This is a genomic window from Pantoea sp. OXWO6B1, assembly GCF_001641135.1.
GTDB lineage: Bacteria > Pseudomonadota > Gammaproteobacteria > Enterobacterales > Enterobacteriaceae > Pantoea > Pantoea allii.
The window spans coordinates 2,434,882-2,460,773 of the sequence record NZ_LWLR01000001.1 but is presented as its reverse complement, the minus strand read 5'-3'; the positions used below and the strand labels follow the sequence as shown (position 1 = coordinate 2,460,773).

26 protein-coding genes are annotated in these 25,892 nt (G+C 49.6%); 15 read left to right on the top strand and 11 right to left on the bottom strand.

All coding sequences use genetic code 11. The features are described from left to right. Window positions 1-2: 2 nt before the first annotated feature. The 3 genes from A6A26_RS13720 to A6A26_RS13710 form a co-directional block, all read right to left on the bottom strand. Entirely contained in the window at window positions 3-2,618 is a 2,616-nt protein-coding gene (locus A6A26_RS13720; protein ID WP_063879245.1) for a family 78 glycoside hydrolase catalytic domain, read from the bottom strand. 55 nt (window positions 2,619-2,673) lie between these two features. Then, a complete protein-coding gene (locus A6A26_RS13715; RefSeq protein ID WP_162287592.1) occupies window positions 2,674-3,912 on the bottom strand; it encodes a PTS sugar transporter subunit IIC in 1,239 nt (412 codons plus the stop codon). Between the two features lie 571 nt (window positions 3,913-4,483). After that, window positions 4,484-5,371: a LysR family transcriptional regulator gene (locus A6A26_RS13710; RefSeq protein WP_063881157.1), complete on the bottom strand. Its 888-nt coding sequence runs from the start codon at window positions 5,369-5,371 to the stop codon at window positions 4,484-4,486. A gap of 101 nt (window positions 5,372-5,472) precedes the next feature. On the opposite strand from A6A26_RS13710, the gene A6A26_RS13705 reads away from it, so the two are divergent. Then, window positions 5,473-6,447: a nitrilase family protein gene (locus A6A26_RS13705; protein ID WP_063879243.1), complete on the top strand. Its 975-nt coding sequence runs from the start codon at window positions 5,473-5,475 to the stop codon at window positions 6,445-6,447. 414 nt (window positions 6,448-6,861) lie between these two features. Here the strand turns inward: A6A26_RS13705 and A6A26_RS13700 are convergent, their stop codons facing one another. Beyond that, on the bottom strand, window positions 6,862-7,770 hold the full coding sequence (locus A6A26_RS13700; protein ID WP_063879242.1) for a LysR family transcriptional regulator: 909 nt from the start codon (window positions 7,768-7,770) through the stop codon (window positions 6,862-6,864). 98 nt (window positions 7,771-7,868) lie between these two features. On the opposite strand from A6A26_RS13700, the gene A6A26_RS13695 reads away from it, so the two are divergent. Together A6A26_RS13695 and A6A26_RS13685 are read left to right on the top strand one after the other, a co-directional pair. Beyond that, on the top strand, window positions 7,869-8,591 hold the full coding sequence (locus tag A6A26_RS13695) for an SDR family oxidoreductase (RefSeq protein WP_063879241.1): 723 nt from the start codon (window positions 7,869-7,871) through the stop codon (window positions 8,589-8,591). 605 nt (window positions 8,592-9,196) lie between these two features. Next, the gene (locus A6A26_RS13685; RefSeq protein WP_063879239.1) at window positions 9,197-9,406 is read left to right on the top strand and encodes a DUF6434 domain-containing protein; all 210 of its coding nucleotides are present in this window, start codon (window positions 9,197-9,199) and stop codon (window positions 9,404-9,406) included. Window positions 9,407-9,530: 124 nt separating this feature from the next. On the opposite strand, the gene A6A26_RS13680 is transcribed toward A6A26_RS13685, so the two are convergent. From A6A26_RS13680 to A6A26_RS13665, 4 genes are all read right to left on the bottom strand, one after another. Then, entirely contained in the window at window positions 9,531-10,562 is a 1,032-nt protein-coding gene (locus A6A26_RS13680) for a methionine synthase (protein ID WP_063879238.1), read from the bottom strand. Window positions 10,563-10,587: 25 nt separating this feature from the next. Further along, window positions 10,588-11,571, bottom strand: coding sequence for a DUF1852 domain-containing protein (locus tag A6A26_RS13675; protein ID WP_063879237.1), 984 nt, complete (start codon window positions 11,569-11,571; stop codon window positions 10,588-10,590). Between the two features lie 377 nt (window positions 11,572-11,948). After that, window positions 11,949-12,296 (bottom strand): HNH nuclease YajD, encoded by a 348-nt coding sequence (gene yajD / locus A6A26_RS13670; RefSeq protein WP_063879236.1) that lies wholly within the window; start codon window positions 12,294-12,296, stop codon window positions 11,949-11,951. Window positions 12,297-12,499: 203 nt separating this feature from the next. Further along, window positions 12,500-12,847, bottom strand: a complete 348-nt coding sequence (locus tag A6A26_RS13665; protein ID WP_253851887.1) for a helix-turn-helix domain-containing protein — start codon at window positions 12,845-12,847, stop codon at window positions 12,500-12,502. A 195-nt stretch (window positions 12,848-13,042) separates the two neighbouring features. Here A6A26_RS13665 and A6A26_RS13660 point away from each other — a divergent pair, with 195 nt between their 5' ends. From A6A26_RS13660 to A6A26_RS13645, 4 genes are all read left to right on the top strand, one after another. Next, window positions 13,043-13,225, top strand: coding sequence for a hypothetical protein (locus A6A26_RS13660; protein WP_063879235.1), 183 nt, complete (start codon window positions 13,043-13,045; stop codon window positions 13,223-13,225). 212 nt (window positions 13,226-13,437) lie between these two features. Next, window positions 13,438-13,833, top strand: a complete 396-nt coding sequence (locus A6A26_RS13655; RefSeq protein ID WP_063879234.1) for a VOC family protein — start codon at window positions 13,438-13,440, stop codon at window positions 13,831-13,833. Between the two features lie 172 nt (window positions 13,834-14,005). Next, on the top strand, window positions 14,006-14,440 hold the full coding sequence (locus A6A26_RS13650; protein WP_063879233.1) for a bifunctional diaminohydroxyphosphoribosylaminopyrimidine deaminase/5-amino-6-(5-phosphoribosylamino)uracil reductase RibD: 435 nt from the start codon (window positions 14,006-14,008) through the stop codon (window positions 14,438-14,440). 278 nt (window positions 14,441-14,718) lie between these two features. After that, window positions 14,719-14,967 (top strand): DUF2543 family protein, encoded by a 249-nt coding sequence (locus A6A26_RS13645; RefSeq protein WP_063879232.1) that lies wholly within the window; start codon window positions 14,719-14,721, stop codon window positions 14,965-14,967. A 70-nt stretch (window positions 14,968-15,037) separates the two neighbouring features. Here A6A26_RS13645 and A6A26_RS25515 read toward each other — a convergent pair whose 3' ends face one another. Then, window positions 15,038-15,211, bottom strand: a complete 174-nt coding sequence (locus A6A26_RS25515; RefSeq protein WP_156506666.1) for a hypothetical protein — start codon at window positions 15,209-15,211, stop codon at window positions 15,038-15,040. Between the two features lie 70 nt (window positions 15,212-15,281). Further along, window positions 15,282-16,862, bottom strand: coding sequence for an APC family permease (locus A6A26_RS13640; protein ID WP_063879231.1), 1,581 nt, complete (start codon window positions 16,860-16,862; stop codon window positions 15,282-15,284). A 1,239-nt stretch (window positions 16,863-18,101) separates the two neighbouring features. On the opposite strand from A6A26_RS13640, the gene A6A26_RS13630 reads away from it, so the two are divergent. The 8 genes from A6A26_RS13630 (at window position 18,102) to A6A26_RS25510 (ending at window position 24,471) form a co-directional block, all read left to right on the top strand. Continuing rightward, window positions 18,102-18,959 carry a MurR/RpiR family transcriptional regulator gene (locus A6A26_RS13630; RefSeq protein WP_063879229.1) on the top strand — a complete coding sequence of 286 codons (858 nt, stop codon included), beginning with the start codon at window positions 18,102-18,104 and terminating at the stop codon, window positions 18,957-18,959. 129 nt (window positions 18,960-19,088) lie between these two features. Next, the gene (locus A6A26_RS13625; protein ID WP_063879228.1) at window positions 19,089-20,417 is read left to right on the top strand and encodes an aspartate aminotransferase family protein; all 1,329 of its coding nucleotides are present in this window, start codon (window positions 19,089-19,091) and stop codon (window positions 20,415-20,417) included. Continuing rightward, window positions 20,417-20,968 carry a carboxymuconolactone decarboxylase family protein gene (locus A6A26_RS13620; protein ID WP_063879227.1) on the top strand — a complete coding sequence of 184 codons (552 nt, stop codon included), beginning with the start codon at window positions 20,417-20,419 and terminating at the stop codon, window positions 20,966-20,968. The genes A6A26_RS13625 and A6A26_RS13620 overlap by 1 nt, the downstream gene beginning before the upstream one ends. 126 nt (window positions 20,969-21,094) lie before the next feature. Then, window positions 21,095-21,847: a glutamine ABC transporter substrate-binding protein GlnH gene (gene glnH, locus A6A26_RS13615; RefSeq protein WP_063879226.1), complete on the top strand. Its 753-nt coding sequence runs from the start codon at window positions 21,095-21,097 to the stop codon at window positions 21,845-21,847. 50 nt (window positions 21,848-21,897) lie between these two features. Beyond that, on the top strand, window positions 21,898-22,554 hold the full coding sequence (glnP, locus tag A6A26_RS13610; protein ID WP_063879225.1) for a glutamine ABC transporter permease GlnP: 657 nt from the start codon (window positions 21,898-21,900) through the stop codon (window positions 22,552-22,554). A gap of 2 nt (window positions 22,555-22,556) precedes the next feature. Then, on the top strand, window positions 22,557-23,279 hold the full coding sequence (glnQ, locus tag A6A26_RS13605; protein WP_063881156.1) for a glutamine ABC transporter ATP-binding protein GlnQ: 723 nt from the start codon (window positions 22,557-22,559) through the stop codon (window positions 23,277-23,279). Window positions 23,280-23,300: 21 nt separating this feature from the next. Next, window positions 23,301-24,320, top strand: a complete 1,020-nt coding sequence (locus tag A6A26_RS13600; protein WP_063879224.1) for a C45 family autoproteolytic acyltransferase/hydolase — start codon at window positions 23,301-23,303, stop codon at window positions 24,318-24,320. Further along, a complete protein-coding gene (locus tag A6A26_RS25510) occupies window positions 24,292-24,471 on the top strand; it encodes a hypothetical protein (RefSeq protein WP_156506665.1) in 180 nt (59 codons plus the stop codon). Before A6A26_RS13600 ends, A6A26_RS25510 begins: the two co-directional genes overlap by 29 nt. 306 nt (window positions 24,472-24,777) lie before the next feature. Here A6A26_RS25510 and A6A26_RS13595 read toward each other — a convergent pair whose 3' ends face one another. Continuing rightward, window positions 24,778-25,881, bottom strand: coding sequence for a M20 peptidase aminoacylase family protein (locus A6A26_RS13595; RefSeq protein WP_063879223.1), 1,104 nt, complete (start codon window positions 25,879-25,881; stop codon window positions 24,778-24,780). Window positions 25,882-25,892: the final 11 nt, after the last annotated feature.

The window sequence follows — 25,892 nt, the reverse complement described above, 5'->3', positions numbered from 1 at the left end:
GTTCAGGTCAGTAACACGCTGACCTCACCAGCATTTCGTATATCAAAGTATTGATTAACACCATCGGAATACTGAGGTTCATGGATGTTACCCGTGACATTATACTCTTCTGAGATAACCAGAATGCATTTTTTTAAATTAAATGGAATATTGATCACTATTTCAATACCTTTTGCAAGACGTTGCCATTTGCAAGAAATGTATCCCCTCACAGTTTGATGTGTACAGTCGACGAACTGTAATGAATCCAAAAATGCAGGTTGTATTCTTACAGTATCACTACCTCTTGCATTATCCTCAATAATAATACCTCCTGGCCCTTGAGTCATCCAGCTAGTATAAGAACTGAACATCGCATGATTGCATGAGCCATTCTTATTATCACCAAAAAATTCTTTCAGGGTAGTATCCTCGTCATGAAGCATACTTTTGAATCCCCCACAGGCGTGAAGCCATTTCATGATTACTTCATTTTCATCATAATGACGGAGAACTTCATACAGGAAGCTTTGCCCAAAAATTCCGCAGGTTACCAGGTAATTATTATCGCGGATAGCATTAGCCAGTTCACTGGCTAACTTTTTGGGGTTATCACTTAATTCCATATAGAGTGCAAAAACATAGCTTGTCTGACTTTTATCTGCAAAGCTGTCATCAGCATTTCGAAAATCAGTAATAATACGATCCCTGATTTCAAGTGCTTGTTTCGCATAAAATTCAGACTTACCGTTCAGTCTAAGAATAGTGCTGAATTTATGGAGTAACTTTACATGCAGATAATAGATACATGCGGTCGTGAAATTGCGAGCGGGCGAACCAGACTTATAGTCAACGGCACCAGAATCTCGACTCCCCCAATCCCCGAGGCAGCAGTCGAGAAGCCCTTCATACCCGACACTGTTAAGGTGTTCAAGCTGACGCTCCAGGAATGGAAAAAACGCACGTGCGAGATCCAGCGTTCCATAGTGCTGGTAATGAATGTTAAGCAAAAAGGGAACAACAAGCTGCCATCCCAAAGGGCCGGCTGTTTCCCCGGTTCCGTTTGTTTTAATTCCCACAAATGGTGCCGTTTCAGGAAAACCACCATTTTTCCGCGTGTCGTTGATAAAGTCTGAAAGGGTTTTTTCGTACATCTTTGCAGAATTAAACTGATAAACCTGAGATTTTGCCAGAGCAACGATGTCCCCACCATACGCAAACCGCTCCCGCGCGCAATCACTGAACACGGAGTGAATATTGTTTAGTTTGGTATTACGCGCAATCTCATACAGCCGGTTTAAATACAAGTCTGAGCAAAGAAAATCGCCGGCGCTTTCGAGTTTGCTGTATGCCTTGTGCGCCATAATGCAGAGTAACTGATCCAGGTTCATTCCACTCACTTTCACATAGCGAAAAGAATGATAGGTATACTTGTTAACCAGATGATTGATGCCACTTCGACAAATGAGCTGGTCGATTTGCTCTGCACGACCGGGTGATGACTCTCCACCATTTATAACAATGCCGGGTGCTACCTCTTTTCCAATGAAGCCAGCCAGCGTTGACCCGGTATTCAACGTGTAATCATCGTCGAGACACTCAGCATATGTCAGAGTGATAACTTGTCCTTCGGAGGCGCTCACCGAAAGGTCAATAAGCCCAGAAAGGGTTTCCCCAAAATCTACGATGAATTCTGATTCATTCAGAACATGGATTTCTTTAAAGTCCAGACACTTAATTTTTTCTATCTTGGGGATATAACTGGACACCATCTGCCCTTGTGGCCCTTTCGCCAGGAGGACGTTATTCCATCTGGGTGATACCAGTTCTGTGGTATTGCGACCACTGAACAATCGGGAATCTAAGGTTTCGCCCAGGTAGATATTGTTGGTAAAATATGCGCCTTCAGTGCATTCCCATGTCTCATCCGTCGATAGACGTACTGACAGTTCCTCACCCTGTATAAAAATATCAGCGATTGCCTGAGTCACCCCTGAACATAACATGTCACGAAGATTATACTTCCCGAATAGTTTCATTTCGGAGGGAGCATACCATCCATTTCCCAGTTCAATGATTAAAGTATTGCCACCTGTTTTTAAGTAATCTTTTATCTCATAGGTATCGTAATAGACGGTTTTCGAGTAATTAGTCCAGTCGGTATTAAGTTCATTCCTTGATACTTTATCCCCATTTATATATAGGTTATAGAATCCAAGGCCAGTAATGTTTATTACAGCCCTATCGATTGCATTTTGGATAGGGAAACATTTCCTGAGAACTGTGTTTCGCGCACTACTATCTTCGGGTTTATCTTTATTGTTCTGAAAAGGTTTTGCTATCCAGTTGCCGTGGAAGTTACCCAGATTACCCGTAATGAATGAATTACTCAGTGAAACCATACTACCAGCACTGTTGCATGAATTAATCTTCACAGTATATGTGCCGTACTCACTCAACTCAAAGCCAGTTAAAAGGAGATCTGTGCTATCGCCAACCCCAGTAAGTTCATGCACCACGGTATCGTCTTTTAAAATTGTTACATGGTACGATGTTTGTATATGCTTAACGCTCCAGTGACATGCAACAGGGAGTCTGTCGACAACAATTCGACTGGTCTGATAATTAATTTGCAACATTTAACCCACCGTGGCGTAGTGTATTTCTCATGGTCAACTTCCAGATTTTGATTATCTAACTCGCACAGATTTCATCCGTTTCTTCTTTACAGGCTAACGCATCAGCTATCTTGAAGAAGAAGTACCAGGCTGAAAATCTTACAAACAACCCAATAAACTGGAATGCCGCTATTTTCCAGCTACCCTGCATGAATCCTGAGATTATGATAGGCATCCCCGCAGGCGTGCTGACGCCAGCGACCCTCGGCAATATTCCAGTTACAGTTAGATAATATGCGATGCCCAACATAATCCCGTTGATAAGGATGTAGGGAATAGCTAAAGCAAAGTTCATGACCAAAGGTACACCATAGGCCATGGGTTCACCAATTGTGAATACCGCGGGAGGAAGGGCTATTTTACCTAAAGTTTTATATCGACTACTCTTTGCAAAAAAAGCCAACATAATCGCTAATGGTAATAAATCGCCCGCAACACCATAGGTCATAAAGAATGCAAAACCGGTGATGTTAGGTAATTCAATGCCTGCAGCATACGCAGCCAGCTGCTGTGCATCCATAGCAAACCATATAGGGGCTACAATGCCTAGCGTTATGGCGTGCCCGTGAAGACCAAAGAACCAGAGTAACTGAGCAAGCACTGCAACAAAAATAATAGATCCAATGCCTGATCCAAGAGATGTGAGTGGCGACTGGATGAGTTTATAGATGATTTGATGGATGCTACCATAACCATTAATCGTTATAACCGCAGATATAACAGTAAATGTTGTCAGGATTACAATACCAGGAATGAGCGATGAAAAGGATTTTGATATAAAATCCGGGACATTCTCTGGCATTTTAATAATTAATCCCTTTCGGGTAATGCCTGTAAAAATACGGGTTGATACAATGGCAACCAAAATCCCCGTAAACAACCCCATGGCGCCTAACCATTGGCTTGGAATTAAATATGATTGCCCCAGTGGACCGATCTCTCCAGGGTTATAGGGTGTAAGTATAAAGAATGAAATCATTGAAAGCAGACCGGCCATGAAGCTATCAACATTGAGGTTTTTAGCCAGCGTGTAAGCTACCGAAAATGAAACAATGACTGCCAGAAAGTTGTTGGTGAAATTGATAGGTATATCAAAAAACCTTACTAGTTCGTAGCGAACAAGAAAATCCTGGTAGGGCTGGAAAGGGAATACCTTAAGAAGCGTGGCGACGGAACTCATGATGGTTGCTGGTAACACGAGCATCATGCCGCTCATCACTGATTTCAGGTAGATATTTTGACCAACGCTTTGCATTAAACTTAATAGTTTTTCTTGCATGGCAGCTGTATTTATTGGCATGTGATATTCCATCAGTGTCTATTTTTAAGTGCGTTCAAAAACTTAAATGAGATTAAACTGTCCGGCCATCATAGTAATGGCATATTAAATTGCGAGGCATGTCGGCTGTTGTCATTTAGAATGACCTTTTTTGCGAAACGGAATATTTAGTGACACAAATCACAATACTATATTTATGACTTGAATTTCTGGCCACATTTTAATCATGGCCTGAGAAATACAGCGGAGTTTCCCCTTCTGAACTCAACTATATGCGGCAGCGGGAAGAGGAATATCTGCGGCTAAAGAGTCTGGTGCCCCGAAAAGGCGATGCTGCAGGATGTACTGGCAAAAAAGAGCTGACGCTGGGGCGACTGCGGGATTGGGTCAGGGATTTACAGGCCCGATATGGTGCCAGCGAAAGACAAATTCGAGCCCTAATGGGGATGTGAACACAATGTCTGCTTAGTGCAGTAGCGGACGTTGCCAACATACGCATGAATCAGTCGATTATTAGCGTTGTTCAGCTTCAGCCTGGAATGAAACCCTATAGCTGATTACTCGTTTCGACCGCAATACGCGTTCTTATACTGGCAATAAAATTATCGCGAATGACATTCTCCGTGCTTGCGTTCCAGGCTATGCCAACATTCCAGCTTATTGACTTGCCTTCTAGCGGAATAATAACCCGTTCCGGTGGCGCGATATGCAGAACACTATAGGGCAAAATTGCAACGCCTGTACCCGCGATCACCAACGCGACAATAGTTTGTATATCATCAGCCAGTTGGGTGGATGATATAAAAAGACCGTTATCATGCAAAAAGCGGTCAATCTGCGCATTTAAACCCTGCCCTCGTTCAGTATGAAGACGTAACAAAGGATATTTTTTTAGCCATTCAGCAGCAGACAATGATAACGACGGCGTTGCAGGTGCTATCAGAACCAGCCGGTCTGTAAATAATGGCAGGTAATCAAGCGCTATCGGTGGAGGTACCCTGACAAATCCTACCTGAAGCTCATCATTTTGCAGTAACTGGTACTGTAAGAAGGAGGGAAGATCCGTTAAAGACATCTCTATTCCCGGACAATCTTTGCGAAAATCAGCAATACAGCGTGGTGCCAGATAAAAGCTTGAGAGGCCAAACCCGACGGCTATATGGCCCTCAATACCGACTGATACACGATCTGCGTGTTGCATAAACAACTGAGCTTGCCTGACCACTTTTTCAGCCTCTGGCAGTAAGCGTCTCCCGCCGGCGGTCAGCGTTGCGCCGTGACGCCCGCGTGAAAAAAGTGACACCTTCACCGTCGACTCAAGAAGATTAATTTGCTTGGTCAATGCGGGTTGCGAAATACACAGTGCCCGTGCCGCATCGGCATAATTTCCTCTTTCAGCCAGTATCAAAAAAGCTTTTAACAAACGGATATTCAATTTTTTCATTCCAAAAGGTTATCGGAAATGGAAATCATTTGATTATACAGTTATCGGAAAGCGTTATGTAATTCAGTTTCGACAACAACTGGAGAAGCATCATGCGCGAGCCTACATTCTTAAAGGCTGCAACCGTACAGTTTCAGCATCAGGCCAATAACAAAAAATATAATCTGCTGATAATTGAGAAATTTATTGAACAGGCAGCCATCCAGCAGGTGAAGATCCTCTCGTTTCCAGAAATGTGTATCACAGGCTATTGGCATGTACCCAAGCTCACCACCGCAGAGGTTTCTGCTCTTGCAGAACCGATTGCAACCAGCCCTTCCCTGATGTTAGTTCACTCTTTGGCGATAAAACATCAAATGCTTATTGGCGTAGGGCTCATTGAAAGAGCCGAAGATGGTCGCCTTTATAATGCGTATGTTGCCTGTATGCCGGACGGATCAATGCAGACGCATCGTAAACTTCATGCCTTCGAGCATCCAGCCATCAGCAGCGGTGACCGCTTCACCGTTTTTGATACTCCCTGGGGGGTAAAAGTAGGAATTCTGATTTGCTGGGACAATAATCTGGTGGAAAATGTGCGCGCTACGGCATTGCTTGGTGCAGATATCCTTCTTGCACCACATCAAACAGGCGGTACCGATTCCCGCAGCCCCTATGCGATGAAACCCATTCCGCTGTCACTCTGGGCAGAACGGAAAACGCGAAAAGAAGAAATTACTGCTGCATTTAAGGGGGCAAGCGGTCGGGAATGGCTGATGCGATGGCTACCTGCCCGTGCTCACGACAACGGGTTATTTCTTCTGTTTAGTAACGGTGTAGGCGCAGATGATGACGAAGTCCGAACAGGCAATGCCATGATCCTGGATCCTTATGGAAGAATCATTAATGAAACCTGGGCTTTTGAAGATGTTATGGTGAGCGCTGAACTGGATTTAAGCCTGCTTGCCATGAGTACCGGACGTCGCTGGATCCACGGTCGTCGTCCTGATTTATACCAGATTCTGACACAACCGCAGGGTTATGAACGTGATGCGATCACCGCACGATTTTCGGATGAGATACCTTAGGGATGCCCCGTCGAATGTGGTGTCAGTCATTTTGAACGAAACGTCAGCTGTTCACTCATAGCGGACATCACCTACCCACAGTCCGCTTTGTGCCAGAAGCGGACTTAGCAGACATAACTGGCGAACCCACCGTCATGGTAGCTACCGGGATTTAAGCGTTTGTTTCCAAAATCCGCAGTCTGAATTGAACCTGAGTTCATCTATCAGAGGAGTTTGTAGAAATAAGGTGGCAGGACATGGGCGTTATATAGAGGAAGTTAAGCAGGACAACAGGACAGCTTGCAAAGGTGCATGGAGCAGTGAAGAAAATATGCTTTATCACGTAATACTGGACAAGTCCGCAGCATCTGCATGCGCTAATCTTAGCCTTTACCCTGAACTAACTCACTGATTCAAAAAATGGAAATGAACCACTCAGAGGGGGCAAGTAAACGTCTGCCGCCATTCTTTGATATGGTCAATCAGAGCACGGAGCTTTGGCGCAATATTGCGGCGCTGGGGAAAATACAGATAGAAGCCTGGAAATTGTGGAAGATACTCATCCAGCACTGACACAAGCTGACCGCCTTTTATATATGGCCTGAATGTTTCTTGAGTAGCCATAGTGATGCCGCCACCAGCCAGAGCCAGTCTTAACATCAGACGCAGGTCATTAGTCGTAATATGCGGTTCAATCGCCAGATCGAAGGCTCTCCCGTTTTCTTCAAATGGCCAGCGATAGGGCTCAACATCCGGGGATGAGCGCCAGCCGATACACTGATGATGAACCAGCTCACGAGGATGATAAGGGCGACTATTGGCTGCAAGATAGGAAGGGGAAGCAACCACCATTTCACGTTGATCACCCGTAAGCGGAACAGCAATCATGTCTTTTTCAATCACTTCTCCGAGCCTGACACCGGCATCGTAGCCTGCAGCCACAATATCAAACTCTTTATCAGTGACAACAATATCAAGCTTCACACTGGTGTTAGCTGCCGCGAAGGAAGCGATTAACGGGCCTGAAAGAAATTCTTCCGCTATCGAGGTCACCGCGATTCTGAGAAGTCCTCTTGGCTTACTGTCAGGAGCAATATTGTCGAATGCAGCTTCGAGACTGGTTAAAGGCAATGAAAGAGATACACGCAACTGTTCTCCCGCTTCCGTCAGATGAACCGAGCGAGTCGTCCGCATGACAAGCATTGTGCCGAAAGCATCCTCGAGCCTTCTTATTCCCTGACTGACCGCCGAACGGGTCACGCCCAGCCGTGCTGCAGCTTTACTGAAATTATGCTCTTCTGCAACCGCAATAAAAACAGGTAAAAGATTGAGATCAATTTTCATTGTTTAGTACTGCTAACCACTGAGTCCAGTGAAAGCAGGATACTGCAACTTATCGTAAAGTTCTATTCTCTCTCCGAAATCAATGACAGGAGAACATCATGGACAAAGTTATATTAATCACTGGTGCATCAAGTGGCATCGGGGAAGGTATTGCCAGAGAACTTGGAACTGCAGGTGCGAAGGTATTACTAGGAGCACGTAGAGTGGAACGTATCGATGCCATTGCAGCAGACATTTGCAGCGCGGGCGGTATTGCTGATGCGCGGGCTTTGGATGTTACCGATCGACAATCCATGTCTGACTTCGTCCAGACAGCACTGGACAACTGGGGCCGTATTGATGTCCTTATTAACAATGCAGGCATTATGCCGCTTTCACCCCTTGCCGCTGGCAATCAGGATGAATGGGAACGAACAATAGACGTTAATATTAAGGGCGTGCTTTGGGGTATTGGCGCTGTGCTACCCGTGATGGAAGCACAGAAATCGGGTCAGATAATTAATATCGGCTCTATTGGTGCCTTTACTGTCGTACCAACAGCTGCCGTCTATTGTGCATCCAAGTTTGCGGTGCGGGCTATTTCTGAAGGGTTACGACAGGAAAGTCCTAACATACGTGTAACCTGCTTAAATCCCGGCGTTGTAGAAAGTGAACTCGCGTCAACAATTACCCATGAGGAAACCATGGCGCTGATGGATGCCTACCGTTCTGTCGCACTTAAACCCGCTGACATTGCCCATGCTGTAAAGCATGTCATTGAGGCGCCTGAAACCGTTAATACATCTGAAATAACCATAAGACCTACAGCGTCTGCAAACTAGCGTTTCGGCATGGCTTCATGGTCACTTGAAGCAACGACTAAATTCCGCTTTTCGCGCATAGCAGACATTAACCTGACATCAGTCCGCTTTGCGCCATAAGCGGACGTTACCAGCATGGCTTACCCTTCACCGTTATGGCGCAACCACCTGATAAAATCCTGATGGCGAGAAACGCCAATCAGATTGGCTGTAGTGAAAGTGTCAGCCTTGTCCGTCTGCAGCAGAGTTATTTTACCTGCCAGGCTCTGTACAAAAACCCTGCCCCGGAAATCAAGAGCATGTCGTGTATCAGTAATGGAAGATGTGCCACCGTGAATCTTCGTACCAAAGCTTTACTGCTGAGGGTTCCGAGCATAATGCCACCACCGACGAAACGTCCCATAAGGGCAATGAGGATCGAAAGCTCATCAAGAAGCTGGTAGCCGAATACGACTTTTCGGGAACAGACGTGATGCGCCGGGTATTCAGCCGCCTGACCGGTATTACGCCTGCCGCATATCGGAAGATGATAAGCCAGGCATAAACGTCCCGTCAGCGTGATCACCTAAGAGCAATGTGCAGCACAATGGGTTACTCTTTCACCCCGTTTTACATGAGGCAAGCGAATGAGCATTGACTGGCACAGCGCGGAACTGACTCGCATGACGATCGTTGATAAAAACTATAAGAACACGCAAAACGTGCGTCGTTTTATGGTTGCGCAATGCGGGGAGACATTCCGGTTTGATCGGGAGTTCATGGCGTGGATACGCAATGATATTGCCAAAAATCTGGGAGACGTTGTGGATGAGTGGAAGCGCAGGAAAGGCCGCTAGCCCTTATCGCCTTTACGCAGCCTGCCGCTGGGGAGGCACAACCTCGCCCGGTGAGTAAAAAAAAGACCCGATCACCGATCAGGTCTCCGTTGATGTGCTTTTACCTAACCGACGACTGGCGCGATTATTTAGACAGCAGTTCTTTGCGGACGATTTCAGCACCGGCACTTAAGGCACTCAGCTTGCCCCGGGCAACCTGGCGGGATAAAGGCGTCATGCCGCAGTTGGTCGACGGATAAAGTTTATCGGCATCCACAAACTGAAGGGCTTTCCGCAGCGTATCAGCCACTTCTTCTGGCGTTTCGATAGCATTGGTTGCCACGTCAATGGCCCCGACCATCACCTTTTTACCGCGAATGAGTTCGATAAGATCCATTGGAACGCGAGAGTTTTGGCATTCCAGCGAAATGATATCGATGTTCGACTTCTGCAGTTTAGGGAACACTTCTTCATATTGACGCCACTCGGTTCCCAGCGTCTTTTTCCAGTCGGTGTTGGCTTTGATGCCGTAGCCGTAGCAAATGTGCACAGCGGTTTCGCACTTAAGACCTTCAACCGCTCTTTCCAGCGCGGCAATGCCCCAGTCATTCACCTCATCGAAAAACACGTTAAATGCCGGCTCATCGAACTGGATAATATCGACACCCGCCGCCTCAAGTTCTTTGGCTTCCTGGTTGAGAATTTTGGCAAATTCCCAGGCCAGTTTTTCGCGGCTCTTGTAATGGCTGTCATACAGCGTGTCGATCATGGTCATGGGGCCAGGCAGCGCCCATTTGATCTGTTTATTGGTTAGCTGACGTAAAAATTTGGCGTCTTCAACAAATACCGGCTTCTGGCGCACCACCTCACCGACAACGGTTGGAACGCTGGCATCGTAGCGATTACGGATTTTAACGATCTCGCGTTTTTCAAAATCCACACCGCTGAGGTGTTCAATAAACGTGGTCACAAAGTGTTGGCGCGTTTGCTCGCCATCACTGACGATATCGATACCTGCGCGATCCTGATCGTCAAGAATCAAACGCAGCGCGTCTTTTTTGCCATCGATGAGTTCTTCATTTTCCAGTTTCCAGGGCGACCACAGCGTCTCAGGTTGCGCAAGCCATGACGGTTTAGGCAGGCTTCCCGCCGTCGAAGTCGGTAACAAAATTTTCATAACAGATAACCTTATACTGAGTTAATCAAAGAACGTAATTAGCAGACCATTGCTCAAGAACATGTTTGTAGGGTTTGATGAAGTTCTTCTCAGTAAACTTCCCTTGTTCAATAGCCAGATGGCTACGTTCTTCTCGGTCGTAAACAATTTGCGTTAATGAAAAATCCCGATGGCTCAGGCTCGGTTGATATTCGATACCTGCAGGAGAATTTGCATTATAAATCTCAGGACGATAAATCTTCTGGAACGTTTCCATCGTGCTGATGGTACTGATGAGTTCAAGATTGCTGTAATCACGCAGCAAATCACCCGTAAAATAAAACGCTAAAGGTGCAACGCTGTTTTCAGGCATAAAGTAACGTGCATGCAGGCCCATCTTGCTGAAATATTTATCGGTCAGTGAATATTCATCCTGCTGGTATTCAATGCCCAGTACCGGATGACGGTTGCCGGTGCGCACATAGGTGTTTTTGCTTGAAACGCTCAGGCAAATCACCGGTGTTTTGCTAAAATTCGCTTTGTACGCTTCTGATTTTATGAAGGATTTAAAGATATTGCCATGCAGCTCACCAAAGTTATCCGGGATGTTAAACACGGGATTATTTTTGTTATGCTCTGACAGCAATACGCTGAAGTCGTAATCGCGCACATAAGAGGAGAAGTTATTTCCGACAATACCTTCAATGCGCTCATCGGTTTTTTTATCGACGATATTTGTTTTTAATATTTCGATTACCGGGAAGGCATCACGATTATTTTCGACATTGATATTCATTTCAACAGAAATGATCTCAAGCTCGACAGAATAACGGTCCCCTTTTGGGTTGTCCCAATGCGCCAGGGAATTGAAACGATTATCAATCATCACCAGGGCGTTGTGCAGGTTATCCTGACGGTTCTTACCCCGGGCCAGGTTAGCAAAGTTGGTGGTGATGCGCGTATTTTCTGATGGGTTGTAATTCTCATCAAAAACACTGCTCTTAATCGTAAATGTGAAGTTGTTATTCATCGTGTTTTAGATCCTGAATTCTGATGTGAAAACTGCATTGTTCGCCAGAACGGCCTGCTTTTGTCTTGTGGCTTGCGTGTTCGGCAGTCTTCAACGCGTCGGTAATCAATAAGCATATTTTATGCCAGAGTCATGGCATGAGTGAAAGCGACTTAATTTCACATCAACATGAGCCTTCTTCATGTCGTCCTGCGGGTGCTGTACGCGCCGCTTTCCCAGCAGAGCGACCGGGGCAAAGCGGGCAACAATGCCCTGCATGAAAAAGGGCAATAAAGGCTCGCCGCCTGCCCCGCTCACAGCGTGGGACAGGTTTCAGCGCCTTGCGCTTTTCGCTGATAACGACGGCCGAAATCTGTCCGCAGAGGATGTACCCAGCGTTATTTCTTTTTGGTAAGCATCGACTTTAAATCAGCAAAAGGATTGTAGGTGGCTGCACCCACATCGTCCTGCGCATCCTCGCCCGCCACAACGGAGGTGCCGTACTGATCGGCTTCCGTGTACTTCGAGTGTTCGTGGTCGTGGCAGTACAGGCACAGTAACTCCCAGTTACTGCCGTCTTCCGGATTATTGGTGTGGTCGTGATCGATGTGGTGAACCGTTAATTCACGCAGGTTCGAATACACAAACTCCCGCGAGCAACGCCCACAGACCCACGGATAGATTTTTAACGCTTTCTCACGGTAGCCACTTTCCAGACGCGTATAGTTTTTGGGGATCAAAGCCATGACCGACGTTACCTGTATGATGAGATATTTTCACTTGTGATAAAGCAGGCTGACCTGCCTGCCGGACTACTTTAACGGGATCTGGGGCCGTCTGGCGATGTAAGTCTGCCAGAACGGGTAAAATATCTTCCTGAAGAAAGAAACGGCCTTCTGTCTGGCCCGTCATATCCGCTTTGCCGCTTCACCGGCAAAAAGCACCCACGTTAATCTTTTTCATCTTCCGCAGGCGGCATAACCTCGGTCGAATCAGCCGTTCGCACTGCCTGGGGCGTTTTTCCTGTCCAGGCGTGAAACGCTCTGGCAAAGGAGTTGACGTCTTCAAAACTGAGCAGGAACGAAATTTCCGCACCCGACATAGCGGTACTGCGCAGATAATGTATCGCGAGAGATTGCCTTACCTTGTCGAGGATCTGCTGAAACGAGGTGCCTTCATTCTGCAGTTTGCGCTGCAGCGTCCGTGAGCTGACTGCCAGCTTGCGACAGACCGTCTGCATTGCGGTTTCGCCAGCAGGCAAACTCTCCAGCAAGATGCAATGTACCCTTTCAGCCATACTCGCCGTTTTATCAAGGTCCGCCAGCCGCTGGCGCAGCGACGGCTCAAAAAACTGCCCGCCGCACGTCCGCAATATGTAGTGATTATGCAGACCTTTTCGTGCAGCAAGCATTCAGCGGCAGGATGCGATCCTTTCCCCTTCAGTGCGCCTACAGACCGGCTTTTTCTGACGTTCCCTTTTAAAGGCCAGGTCATGCAACTGATGGAAATGAAGGCCAGGATATATCAGTCAATTCTCCCTGCAAGGGCTGAGGTGCGACGAGATGAATATGACCTGCTCACCCTGACAAAATATCAAGACCCTGCGCTGGACGAGCCTGTCTTCTCTGGCTTTTATCATATCCCTGTCAGTCTGGGTGAAACGTCGAGCCGATGATTACCCCCGAAGTTAAGCCTGACGAGATTGTCATCTGTAAAAGCGCGTGTGCGGGTTATGCAGTAGCGGTTATCGCTGTCAGGGTGAGCTGGACTTTGGGGTTTTGTTTAACTCGGCCTCAACAGAGTGAAACGATCCCAACAGAAAAAGGGGGCCGTTTATGGTAAATGTCTTTATCGGGCAACTTCACCTGAAATCTGACGGAGCAAAAAATGAGAACCCAAAAACGGTGCCTGGGTTATGTCGCCATTGTGGTTGATGACTACGATCGCGCCATTGACTATTACACTGACAAGCTGGGCTTTACGCTTGTGGAAGACACACCGCAGCCGGGTAAACGCTGGGTAGTCGTCACGCCCAATCCGGAAAGCGATTGCAATCTTCTTCTGGCCCGTGCTTCCAATGAGCGCCAGGAGAGCGCTATTGGTAATCAGTGCGGTGGCCGCGTTTTTCTGTTCCTGCAGAGCAGCGATTTTTGGCACGACTACAATGCCATGAAAGCCAAAGGTGTGACGTTCTGTGAGGAACCGCGTGAAGAAGAGTACGGCACCGTGGTGGTATTTGAAGATATTTATGGCAACCGTTGGGATCTTTACCAGAACAAGTAAAATCCAAACTGTTTGCCTGTTAAACATAAAACACAGGGTCAGAAATTAATAATAATGACTCACTCATCCGAACTAAGCGCGGTTGGTGAGTCAACGAAATGGCTGGACATTAATAACAGTAGCCTTAAAGATTGCTGGTTTTAGATCCCAGACATTCAACAGATAAAATCATATGGAAGAAAAGCTCAAATTCATGATGTTGGCGCTTGAATATTCCCGCCGGGCATTGCCAGAATGCAGACCTAATCCCCCTGTCGGCTGCGTTATTGTTCATAACGGCGTTGTCGTTGCTAAGGGTTTTACACATCCACCAGGCCACCACCATGCCGAAATCGATGCGCTCACAAAGCTTACATTCCCCATTAGCGAATGCGAAGTATATGTCACTCTTGAACCCTGCTCTTTTCAGGGCAGAACGCCCTCTTGTGCTTTAATGCTTGCAGAGCTAAAGCCGGGGCACATTTATATTGCCATGGAAGATCCGCACCCTAAAAACAGAGGCGCGGGACTCAATATTTTAAAAAATGCGGGTATCAGCCTTACATCAGGTATCGGAAAACAGGCGGTCGAGACGTTTCTTTTCCCCTATCTGGATAAGTCTTCATGATAAACACCACTTTGTGGTGGCGCACTGTCTGGTTGACCTGGACAGTACTGCCTTCTCAGTAGCAATCGACCTTTTCAATAACTACGCCCATCACGCTTGATCCAGCGCTTCCCCCCTTTTCCGTGCCTGGCCACACATATGTAAACAAGCTCATGCCCATGTGCTACTGACTTTTCCGCCCCAACAGCGCTAACTGGCAGAAAAATCGCTATATGAATGATATGATTACCCCATTCGATTCAGTCAAAAAATACAGGTCGTCACCCTGAGGGCAAGATATGAACAATGAAGTCTCACTGAAATATTATGACATTGCCGATGAGTATTCGTCGGAAACGGAAACGCCGGTAAGCGAATCTGAACGTGACGCGCTGGCGCACTATTTCCAGTTGCTGATTGGCCGTTTAATGAATAATGAAGAAATCAGCGAAGACGCTCAGAAAGAGATGGCCGTTGAAGCGGGCATTAATGAACAGCGCATTGATGAGATAGCGACCTTCCTGAATCAGTGGGGCAACGAGGACTAATTTCGATACATGATGCGCGCTAAGCCGTGCATCATTTTTTGCCTATCCACGGCCTGTCCAGTCTGCTTTATTACGCCAGCCCATCCCCAATATCGTCACTCGTGGAATCCCCCGTTCCCATCGCTAACCGGGTTGATGCGCAGGTATTTTGATCATAGCGATAATGCGCCCTCTGCATGTACACCACGTTATCCGCCTTCTTTCTGCCAAACAGGACTGCGCCATGCCCGGCAAGTGCCGACATGCGCTAATGCTGTCTCCTGGCGTGCGGGAAAGCACCTGTGCCAGGGCACAGGTGCAGGCGATAAACGTTATTATGCGTGTTTGCCAAAGGAGGCGGATTCATCGTCCTCATCAGTAATATTAGGTTTCGACAGGCTGGCTTGAACGCCCCAAAAGTAGCAGACCAGAGACGCGACAATGATGAGGATCATATCTAAGGGTGCACCAATCGCCCCGCTTCCGCCGTAGGTACCGAGCATAGAAATCACCATTACCGCGATGTAATAAGCCAGCAGCCACCATGCGCACCGTAAATCCTGACTGAACTGGCTGTTCTTTTTACCAAAAATCGCATAAGCGACCCAGGCAACAATCAGAATCGGAATGAGGATCTCATTCACGGACCAGCCGCTCCAGTAAATCAAAAGCGTACTGGCTACAAACGCCAGCGGACTGAGAAACGCCGCAACTGGCAGACGGAACGGACGCTGCATATCGGGCAGGTGATTACGGAACGCGCCAAGGGTTATCGGGCCGGGCATGTAGGTAAAGACCGTTGCCGAGGTTACTGCGCCAATTAATCCGCCCCAGACCTGAAACTCAGAGGGCAGCGTCCAGGCAATGGCCAGCACCAGCGATAGCCACAACGCGCCACGAGGTACGCCAGATTTTGCATCCACTTCACCAAACACTTTGAACAGATGACCGTTACGCGCCCAGGCAAACAGCACGCGTGCGGCTCCTGCCAGATAGATGTTGCCGGTCCCGGCAGGCGAAATCACCGCATCGATCAGAATCAGGTTAATCAGCCAGGTCAGCCCCAGGCTGCGCGCCAGGTCGGCATAGGGAGACTGGAATACCTCCTTCAGCCCTGCCCAGCCATGTTGTGACAGCAAATCGGCCGGTACTGCCCCCATAAAGGCATATTGCAGGGCCAGGTAAATCACGAAGCTGACAGCAATGGCAATACCAATCGCCAGAGGCACGTTGCGCTGTGGATCTTTGGCTTCACTGGCAAAATCCACAGCCTGACGAAAGCCGAGGTAGGCAAAAACAATCCCAGCCCCCGTCAGCGAGCTGAAAACGCCATGTGCACCGCCAGGTGGTGACGGTGGCACATCAAGGTTCGGCGCATGAAAGTAAAGCAGGAGCGTGATGATAGTCAGTAACGGCACGATAAATTTGAAGGTGGTGACAATGGTGTTCACGCGACCAAAGAAGCTGACGCTCCAGTAGTTAAGCAGGAAAAACACCACCAGCAGCCCAATCTGTACAACAAACCCTAACCCCGTAGGGCTGCCGTCCGTGTGCCCCAGCGCGGGCCACCAATAGATTGCATACTGACGCACGGCCTCCACTTCGACCCCGGCAGTGCTGGTATAAGCCAGCAGAGAACTGACACCAATCACGAAGCCGACGATGTTGCCGTGGGAATAATTGGGATAGCGAACAAAACCGCCTGCGCGCGGCAGTGCCGAGGACAGCTCGGCGTAAACCAGACCAATCATCAGCACGATCACGGCACCCAGCACCCATGCCCAGCCGGTATGGCTGCCCGCATAACCAGAGCTGTTAAGCGCGGCATATAACCAGCCCGAACCGATCATTGAGCCGATGCCAAGTAATGACAGATCGACCAACCCTAATTTCTTTTTGAGACCTGTAGATGCCATGATATGCCCTTATCTGATTATTAGATGTTGTACGTGGGAATAAAGCATATTGTGTGCCAGCAATATTTTACTGTCGTAACTGTTTATGTAAGAAACATTCTGGATCACAGAACCTGACAGATAAGGGTTTCAGGAAGGCGTTTAAACAGAAATAAAAATATCCGTCGACATTTATAGCGATATTAAGCATGAGATCAGGGTGCAATGCGCACTGCAATGATCCAGAAAATACAACGCGACGCTATTTGAAACATTCCGTCACCAGTGCAAAAGTTGTGACATATATCTGGGTCGAGCCGCTGTCAAAACCGTGGCGAAAAAACGCGGTAATACTGCCATCCTCTGAACAGATAGCGGCATTTCGTGGGTCTGCCTCGTCAAAGATCCGATAGATGACATCATGCAAAATAACGTGCGTGGCTTTCACCCTCCGCCATCGCTGCTCACAGGCTGCACGCTCATGCGCTACAGGTGATGGCGAACACGTTCAGGGTTAAATGAGAACAGCGGCCAGGGCGGATATGGCCGCCGCTGTCCGTATTACACCTGATACTATTTTCAGGTTTATTAACGCGTTAATTTCTGAAAATCATTAAAGCCACGGAGAGGGTTATGGATATCAATCCGTCATTTTCAGGAAAAGAATCATGAGAATATCGATTTCTTTGGCACCCATGCTGTCGATTGAGGAGCCTGTTTCTGAGGGTTATGAAAGCCATCAAACCTTTTGTCATTGCGATCCTTAAAAGGTGCAGATATTCATTTTCCTTTGAGCATTGTGTTTAACTGCTCAATTACCGCCCAGATGCAGTCAGGGTGTTTACGACTTTCAATCATACCAATGCGAATATGGTGATTAGCCGATTATTCGCCCCATTTCGCCCTTTTCAAATAACGCGTCATGTTTAGCAAGCAGCCGCATTACAGGCGATACAAAAACGCGAGAGCCGTTTCATCCAGACAGCCTGTCGACGATGATGGCAGCGTTAATAATCTGTTTTCCCTGACCCCGTGATGACCGGCTTAAAGACGTAGCAAGGGCAGAACGGTAACAGCCCGCCCCTGAACGCCCTGGCGGGATCAAATACGCCGTAAGAACGCTAATAAAACCTGTACTGCGCTGAGCTTAGCCCGCCGTCAGTTATCAGGCGAAGGCATTACGGGGGATTTTCCCGTGTATAGAGTCTCGTTAACAAATGTGTTTAGATACCAGAACCTTAAAGCCTGTGAAACGTGACTATGAATCCAAGGGAAACCATTCTCAGCGAGTTCAATGCGTTGTCTGCTGAACTGCAGCGTGCTGCGGAATACTCACTGCAGAATACCAATCAACTGGTTGTGCAATCGATGCGCACCTTTGCCCTGCAGGCCGGGGTCAAACCTGCCACCCTGCTACGTCTGGCAAAGCGACTGGGTTACAGCGGCTGGGGTGAACTTAAAGATGCTTTCATCGATGATATTGGGCTACGCAATGATACATATGTATCCAAAGCGGAAAAGCTCGTCGCGTCGGGTCCGCAGTCTCAGCTCTACAGCGAGATGTTTCAGGCTCACCAGGCCAATCTGGAATTCACATATAACCAAAACCGTCCGATGATGGAGCAGTCCGTGTCCCTACTGGATGCGGCTGAGAATGTCTACGTCTGCGGTTTCCGCGCCAGTTTCCCCATTGCCTGGTCGCTGTTCTACGTCTACCGGCTGTTTCATCGCAAGGTAACATTGATTGATGGTCTGGCGAGTAATATCGAAGTCTTTACCCGGGAATTCACCTCTCGGGATTGTGTGTTGCTCATCAGCTTTGCCCCCTACTCGCGTGAATCGCTGGCGGTATTGCGTGCCGCACAACAGGCGGGCGCGAAGATCGTGGCGATTACCGATTCTCTGGTTTCGCCCCTGGCCCAGGCCGCCGACTGTAAAATGTTGTTTTCCATCGACAGCCCGTCATTTTTCCCTTCCGTTGTTTCTGGCATGGGGCTGGCAGAGTGCTTACTTGCCATGCTGGTCGCGCGCCACGGCCGTGATGCGGTGAATAAAATTGAAAATGCTGAACGCTATTTAATTGAATCGGGTGCCTATGTGGTACAGGGTAAAACCTGACAGAAAGAGACAAAGGGATCGGTCATAAGAAAACAGAATACATTTGAATCATAATTTCATTGACCTGATTCAAATGAATCCTGCAAGATGCGCAGAGTGTATACAGCGTATTCAGGAGCAGGGTCCAGCATGAGCCACATCATCCACCGTAGTTTGCGTAGCACGCCCGCCGTGGCAGCGCGCGCACAAGGCGCGTACCTCTATGATACAAGCGGTAAACAGTATCTGGACGCCTGCGGCGGTGCTGCCGTTTCCTGTTTAGGACACGCACATCCCGATGTCCTGGCCGCGATGCATCGCCAGATCGATCAGTTGGCTTACGCGCATACCAGTTTTTTTACCAGCGACACGGTGGAACACCTTGCCGATCACCTGACGCGAAACGCGCCGGGCGATCTTAATTATGCCTATTTTGTCTCTGGCGGTTCAGAAGCCGTGGAGACAGCCCTCAAGCTGGCCCGTCAGTACGTTGTTGAAATCGGTCAGGCTTCACGCACGAAATTTATAGCCCGCAAGCAAAGCTATCATGGCAACACGCTGGGGGCGCTGGCCGTGGGCGGTAATGAATGGCGCCGCCGTCAGTTTGCGCCGCTGCTTATCGACGTTATCCGTGTCTCCGCCTGTAATGAGTATCGCGATCGGCTTGCGGATGAAACCCAACAACACTATACCGATCGCCTGCTCACCGAACTGGAGCAGGCCATCATGGAAGCAGGGCCGGAAACCATAATTGGCTTTTGTGCGGAAACGGTGGTCGGCGCAACAACCGGCGCGACGCCGCCAACGCCTGGCTATCTGAAAGGCGTGCGCCGCCTGTGCGACAAATACGGCATTCTCTATATCGCTGATGAAGTGATGTGTGGCATGGGGCGTACCGGCACGCTGTATGCCTTTGAACAGGATGACGTGGTGCCCGATTTAGTCACCATCGCCAAAGGACTGGGCGGCGGTTATCAACCCATTGGCGCCGTGCTGGCGAGTGAGAAAATTGTGTCAGCGATCAAGGCCAGTAGCGGGCTGTTCCAGCACGGTCATACGTATATCTGTCACGCCACCGCCGCGTCGGCAGCGCTGGCGGTTCAGCAGGTGATTGAGCGGGATAATTTGCTGGACGCGGTGAAACAGCAAGGTGCTTATCTGCACAACGCACTGCGTGAGGTGCTGGGCGAGTTACCGCATGTCGGCGATACACGCGGCCGCGGTCTGTTTGCCGGTGTTGAGCTGGTCTCCGATAAAGCAGGTAAAACACCTTTTGATCCGGGCCTGAAACTCCATGCGGCCATCAAAGCAAACTGTATGGCACGCGGATTAATGGTCTATCCCATGGGCGGCACGGTGGACGGCCAGTATGGCGACCATATTCTACTCGCCCCGCCGTTTATCGTGACGACCAGCCAGCTTGATTTTGTGGTGGATACGCTGAATACCGTCATTCGTGAAGAGACAGCCAGATTATGATGAACCGTTTACCCCCGCTGAAAGCAGATGAGTGGGACGATGAGCAACGCGTACTGGCTGAAGAGATCATTAACGGTCCGCGCGGCGCACTGCTTCCCCCTTTTGAGCCGCTGTTACGCAGCCCGGAGCTGATGGCGCACGCACAACGCATGGGTGAATATCTCCGCTACCGCAGTGCGCTGGGGCAGCGCTTATCTGAGCTGGCGATTTTGATGACGGCACGGCACTGGTCGCAGCCCGTGGAATGGGCGATTCATGCGCCGATAGCCCGTGAAAAAGGGATTTCAGCGGCAGCCGTGCAGGCCATCAATGAAAAACGTCAGCCCACGGATTTACAGCCGGACGAGTGGGTCATTTACGATTTCTGCCAGCAGTTACATCAGCAGCAAAACGTCAGTGAGACCACCTGGCAGCAGGCCATCGGTTTATGGGGCGAAAAAGGGGTGGTCGATCTGATTGGCATTAACGGTTATTACAGTTTTCTTTCCATGGTCATGAACGGCGCGCAGACGCCGGTGCCCGATTCACGGGATCACATTATTCCGGCGTAAGCTTTGGATTAAATCAGGGCACGTCCTGACCTGCCCTGAATAATTAAATTTTTCCTTTTTTATATCCCGATGCACGCCATCGGGTGTCATTCACTGCACGCTATTACACTGACGCTGAGGGTTATTATGTCTGGATTATTCAATAAGTTAAAAGTTGCATTCGCGCTGATGGCCTGTTCCGCCACCTTTGCTGTGACGGCGCAGGATAAATTAGTGGTCGGGGTTGATACGGCATTTGTGCCTTTTGAATTTAAACAAGGCGATAAATACGTTGGCTTCGATATTGATTTATGGAATGCCATCGCAAAAAAAATGAATGTCAGCTATGAATTACGTCCGATGGACTTTGGCGGATTAATTCCCGGCCTGCAATCCCGCAATCTGGATGTTGCCATGGCGGGCATTACCATTACTGAACCCCGTAAGCAGGTCGTGGATTTTAGTGATGGCTACTACAATGCTGATTTATTGATTGCAGTAAAAAGCAGCAACACGTCAATCACCAAATTCAGCGATTTGGTGGGCAAAAAAGTCGGACTGAAGCAAGGCACTGCCGCCGCCAGCTTTATGAAAGGCAAATATAAGGCAGACTATGTTGAATTCCCCAACATCGATAATGCCTACCTCGATTTACAGGCCGGTAACCTGGATGCTGTCGTGCACGACTCCCCGAATGTCCTCTACTACGTTAAAACTGCAGGCGATGGCAAGATTAAAGCCGTTGGCGAGAATGACAGCATTCTGCCCCAGCAGTACGGCTTTGCCATGCAGAAAAACAGCAGCCTGACACCCAAAATCAATGCGGCCCTTAAGGCACTGCGTGCTGACGGTACCTACAACAAAATCTATGTGAAATGGTTTGCTAAACAACCGAAATAATCCCGCCAGGCCGGTGTACGCCGGCCTCGTTTCGTTCCATGGGTTGAATTATGAACTTTGAAAGTAAATATATTTGGGAATCGTTGCCGATTCTTTTGCAGGGATTACAGCTGACGCTGATTATTTCACTGTCAGGGTTATTGGGTGGTTTTATTATTGGATTGCTGGCGGGCACCTGCCGTGCCTTGGGTGGCCGAATAGCAAAAACACTTTCGCTGATTTTTGTCGAAGTTATTCGCGGTACCCCGATCATGGTGCAGGTGATGTTTATTTATTTCGCGCTGCCCATGGTGTTGCCTATTCGTATTGATCCGGTCACGGCAGCCATCGTGACGATTGTGATCAACTCGGGCGCTTATATTGCTGAAATCACCCGCGGTGCCATTCTCTCTATTAATAAAGGCTTCAAGGAAGCAAGTCTGGCCATGGGCTTATCGCAACGGAGTACGCTGTGGCATGTCATCATGCCTTTGGCGCTGCGCCGTATGATCCCTGCGCTAGGTAATCAATGGATCATCAGCATTAAAGACACGTCGCTGTTTATTGTGATTGGCGTGGCCGAGTTAACGCGTCAGGGCCAGGAGATTATTGCCGGTAATTTCCGTGCGCTTGAAGTGTGGACCGCCGTGGCGATGATTTATCTGGCCGTCACGTTGTGCCTGAGTTTTCTGCTTAAGCAACTGGAGAAAAGGATGCATATTCTATGAGCATCGTTGAATTTAACGCGGTATCCAAAAACTTTGGCACGACACAGGTTCTGCACGATATCAATTTAAAGATTGAAACCGGTGAAGTGGTGGTCATTATTGGCCCCTCAGGTTCCGGAAAATCCACGCTTCTGCGCTGTATTAATAAGCTTGAGGAGATCTCCACCGGGACGTTGCTGGTCGCCGGAAAACACATTACCGATCCCCATGCCGATGCGTGCGAAATTCGCCGCGAAGCCGGGATGGTGTTTCAGCAGTTTCATCTGTTCCCGCATCTGACGGCGCTGGAAAATGTGATGTTCGGACCGATTCGCGTGCGTAAGCAGAGCAAAGCCGCAGCACGTGAACAGGCGATGGCGTTGCTGGATCGTGTCGGGTTGCGCGAACGCGCCGATCACTATCCTTCTGAACTCTCAGGTGGTCAGCAGCAGCGCGTGGCGATTGCCCGGGCGCTGGCCGTGAAGCCGAAAATGATGCTGTTTGACGAACCCACCTCAGCACTGGACCCTGAACTGCGCCATGAAGTGTTGAAAGTCATGCGCTCTCTGGCCGAAGAAGGGATGACCATGGTCATTGTCACGCATGAGATTGGCTTTGCCCGTGATGTGGCCTCACGTTTGATCTTTATTGATGGTGGCACCATTGCCGAAGATGGCTCACCTGATATGCTGCTCAACGCCAGTAGCAACCCGCGTCTCAAAGAATTTTTGCAGCATGTCTCCTGAACAGAAGTGAATAAAAACGCGATGAAAGCACTCACAGTCCATGGTTCCGCTTTTGCAATCGGTCAGCAGCTCGGTGAATTTGGCCGTGAAGCCTGGCACAGCAAACTCACCTTAACGGCGCTATGGCAAACCGTCACGGCGATGAAAGACGCTGAACAGACACAGGCTATGCGCCAGCTGGTTCAGCAGCAGTACCCACTTATCTGGCAGGAGCTGGAAGGCCTTGCAGAGGGTTTACAGGCACCGGTTGATGAGGTCTTTGCATGGAACTGCCGGGGCGATTTGGTGCGCTCGACCTCCGATGGCTGCACCACCGTGGCGGGAACCAATGCGAAGGGTGAACGGATTATTGCCCACAACGAAGACGGTTTTCCGCAGCTACGGGATGACTGTGCGATGGTCACCGTCATCCCGGAACAGGGCCTGAGATTCACCAGCTTTGCCTATCCGGGTTCGATTTGCGGTCACACCTTTGCCGTGAATGAGAAAGGGATTGTCAACACGGTCAATAACATTCGCGCGGTGCATCGCCCGAAGGGCCTTCCCCGGCAGATACTGGCGCGTGCGGCGCTGAATGCGGCAAGCCTGGATGAGGCAATCACTATCCTGACGGCGGCACCGCGTGCGGGTGCGTTTCACCATACCTTAGGGCAACGGGGCGACAGCCGCCTGTTTAGCGTGGAAGCGACCGGTTCCGGCTGTTCTGTCACACCATTGCGCGATGTCTTCGCCCATGCCAATCACCTGATTCATGCAAAACTCGCTACCACTGAACAGGTGATTACTGAGAGCTCCGGCTCACGCCAGCAGCGTTTAAACGAATGGCTGGAGACACAGGCACACCTTGATGGCGCGGCGGCAAAAGCCATCCTCTCGGATCAACATGACGCTGCCCTGCCCATTTATCGTCTGTCACCCGATGATCCGGATGAAGAGAACACGCTTGCGACGGCCGTGTTTATTGTGGATAACGAGAAAACGACCTTGCAGGTTTTTACGCTGGATCGGCACCATGCGGTGCAACAGTACTGCATTGAATGACAGGCTGCGCCCCGGCTGGCAGCAGCGCGAGATAATGCGAGGTCTGACGGCAGGCAAAGTGTGGCACTGGCGAATGAGCGTTTTTAGCAACGTCGATGAATCAATGTTGCCGCTGTATTTGCGCCATCAGCAGGCTGAACATCAAGGTTAGTAGAAGCCTGATGGAGTGAAACTGATGGCGGCGACAGATAGCGTTAACGCCAGGGATAGTCGGAGCCACCGCGCCGCCCCTGTTCGGCGCGGTGGCTGGTCACCTCTTCTCCGCACACCGCCAGAGCCTGTCAGAAAGGCGCATTGGCGATCTCGCCACAGTCAGCGGCCTTCCCGACCAAAAAGGGCCACAACCACGGCTTTTGTCAGGGCCGCACGCCGTGGGACAACATCGTCAGGTCTGTCTCTTCTCCGACACCGATGTCCGACGAGCGCGAGGCGGCTGTCACGCTGAAAACCCCGATTATCAGCCAAGCACATCCTGCACGCAGGCTTTAAACACTTTCACCCCGAGCGCGAGCGCGTCGCGGTCAAAATGCATCTCCGGATGATGCAGGCCGGGCGTCAGGTTAGCGCCCAGCCCCCAGAAGCCGCCTTTGATCTGCGGACGAAGGCGCAAATAGTGGAAAAAATCTTCACTGCCCGGCGTTGATTTCGGCGCTGTGAGGCCGGTTTCGCCAAACACACGGCGAATACCTCGTGCGATCACCTCGGTTGCCTCGTCATGGATAATGGCGGCGGGCATCTCTTTCAGAACGCGGATGTCCGCACGCGCGCCATACGCGGCGGCGCTGCTCTCAATTGCGCGCAGCACCTGCGGCTTGAGGACATCCATCGCTTCGTTTTCTGCGGCACGCAGATCCCAGCACACCTGCGCTTTATCCGGAATCGAATTGGTGACGCCCGCATCGCAGAGAAAACGCGTCGCTTTTGCGCTCCATGTCAGCGACGGTGCAAGATGAATGCCGTTCACCGCCTGCACCGCATGGGCAGCGGCATCCAGCGCATTGACGCCTAAGTGCGGGCGCGCAGCATGGGCCGCTTTGCCATGGAACATCACTTCAACGGTGGCGGACGCCGAGTAGTACATCGCTGGCACGGCCTGCCCCATCGGGCACTCCTCCAGCGGACGCAGGTGGAAGCCGAGCAACATATCGACATCATCCAACACGCCGCCTTCGGTAAGGGCAATTGCCCCGGTGCCCAACTCTTCGGCTGGCTGGAAGATAAACTTCAGCTTGCCGTTTTTCACCAGTCCCTCCGCCATCACCTCCTGGGCGGTAGTCAATACGACCGTGGAATGGCCGTCGTGCCCGCAGGTGTGGCGCGCCACATGCTGACCATCAATGATATGTCCCAGCGCATCCATATCGGCGCGCAGCGCCAGCGTCGGACCAGGCTTACCGCTGTCCAGTACGGCAACAATACCGGTGGTGTTATTCACCTTGCGCGTAACCTGGTAGCCCGCCGCCGCCAGCACGTCCGCGATATAGGCGGATGTTTTGTACTCTTCGAACCCCAGTTCCGGGATTTGGTGCAGGTAATTAAAGTGCTCAAGTGTACGTGACACGTCTTACTCCT

Excerpts from the sequence above, each read along its gene's own strand:
- A6A26_RS13720 (WP_063879245.1), bottom strand. The coding sequence starts at position 2,618 with ATGTTGCAAATTAATTATCAGACCAGTCGAATTGTTGTCGACAGACTC.
- A6A26_RS13715 (WP_162287592.1), bottom strand. The coding sequence starts at position 3,912 with ATGCAAAGCGTTGGTCAAAATATCTACCTGAAATCAGTGATGAGCGGC.
- A6A26_RS13705 (WP_063879243.1), top strand. The coding sequence starts at position 5,473 with ATGCGCGAGCCTACATTCTTAAAGGCTGCAACCGTACAGTTTCAGCAT.
- A6A26_RS13700 (WP_063879242.1), bottom strand. The coding sequence starts at position 7,770 with ATGAAAATTGATCTCAATCTTTTACCTGTTTTTATTGCGGTTGCAGAA.
- A6A26_RS13695 (WP_063879241.1), top strand. The coding sequence starts at position 7,869 with ATGGACAAAGTTATATTAATCACTGGTGCATCAAGTGGCATCGGGGAA.
- A6A26_RS13685 (WP_063879239.1), top strand. The coding sequence starts at position 9,197 with ATGAGCATTGACTGGCACAGCGCGGAACTGACTCGCATGACGATCGTT.
- A6A26_RS13680 (WP_063879238.1), bottom strand. The coding sequence starts at position 10,562 with ATGAAAATTTTGTTACCGACTTCGACGGCGGGAAGCCTGCCTAAACCG.
- A6A26_RS13675 (WP_063879237.1), bottom strand. The coding sequence starts at position 11,571 with ATGAATAACAACTTCACATTTACGATTAAGAGCAGTGTTTTTGATGAG.
- yajD (WP_063879236.1), bottom strand. The coding sequence starts at position 12,296 with ATGGCTTTGATCCCCAAAAACTATACGCGTCTGGAAAGTGGCTACCGT.
- A6A26_RS13665 (WP_253851887.1), bottom strand. The coding sequence starts at position 12,847 with ATGGCTGAAAGGGTACATTGCATCTTGCTGGAGAGTTTGCCTGCTGGC.
- A6A26_RS13660 (WP_063879235.1), top strand. The coding sequence starts at position 13,043 with ATGCAACTGATGGAAATGAAGGCCAGGATATATCAGTCAATTCTCCCT.
- A6A26_RS13655 (WP_063879234.1), top strand. The coding sequence starts at position 13,438 with ATGAGAACCCAAAAACGGTGCCTGGGTTATGTCGCCATTGTGGTTGAT.
- A6A26_RS13650 (WP_063879233.1), top strand. The coding sequence starts at position 14,006 with ATGGAAGAAAAGCTCAAATTCATGATGTTGGCGCTTGAATATTCCCGC.
- A6A26_RS13645 (WP_063879232.1), top strand. The coding sequence starts at position 14,719 with ATGAACAATGAAGTCTCACTGAAATATTATGACATTGCCGATGAGTAT.
- A6A26_RS25515 (WP_156506666.1), bottom strand. The coding sequence starts at position 15,211 with ATGTCGGCACTTGCCGGGCATGGCGCAGTCCTGTTTGGCAGAAAGAAG.
- A6A26_RS13640 (WP_063879231.1), bottom strand. The coding sequence starts at position 16,862 with ATGGCATCTACAGGTCTCAAAAAGAAATTAGGGTTGGTCGATCTGTCA.
- A6A26_RS13630 (WP_063879229.1), top strand. The coding sequence starts at position 18,102 with ATGAATCCAAGGGAAACCATTCTCAGCGAGTTCAATGCGTTGTCTGCT.
- A6A26_RS13625 (WP_063879228.1), top strand. The coding sequence starts at position 19,089 with ATGAGCCACATCATCCACCGTAGTTTGCGTAGCACGCCCGCCGTGGCA.
- A6A26_RS13620 (WP_063879227.1), top strand. The coding sequence starts at position 20,417 with ATGAACCGTTTACCCCCGCTGAAAGCAGATGAGTGGGACGATGAGCAA.
- glnH (WP_063879226.1), top strand. The coding sequence starts at position 21,095 with ATGTCTGGATTATTCAATAAGTTAAAAGTTGCATTCGCGCTGATGGCC.
- glnP (WP_063879225.1), top strand. The coding sequence starts at position 21,898 with ATGAACTTTGAAAGTAAATATATTTGGGAATCGTTGCCGATTCTTTTG.
- A6A26_RS13600 (WP_063879224.1), top strand. The coding sequence starts at position 23,301 with ATGAAAGCACTCACAGTCCATGGTTCCGCTTTTGCAATCGGTCAGCAG.
- A6A26_RS25510 (WP_156506665.1), top strand. The coding sequence starts at position 24,292 with ATGCGGTGCAACAGTACTGCATTGAATGACAGGCTGCGCCCCGGCTGG.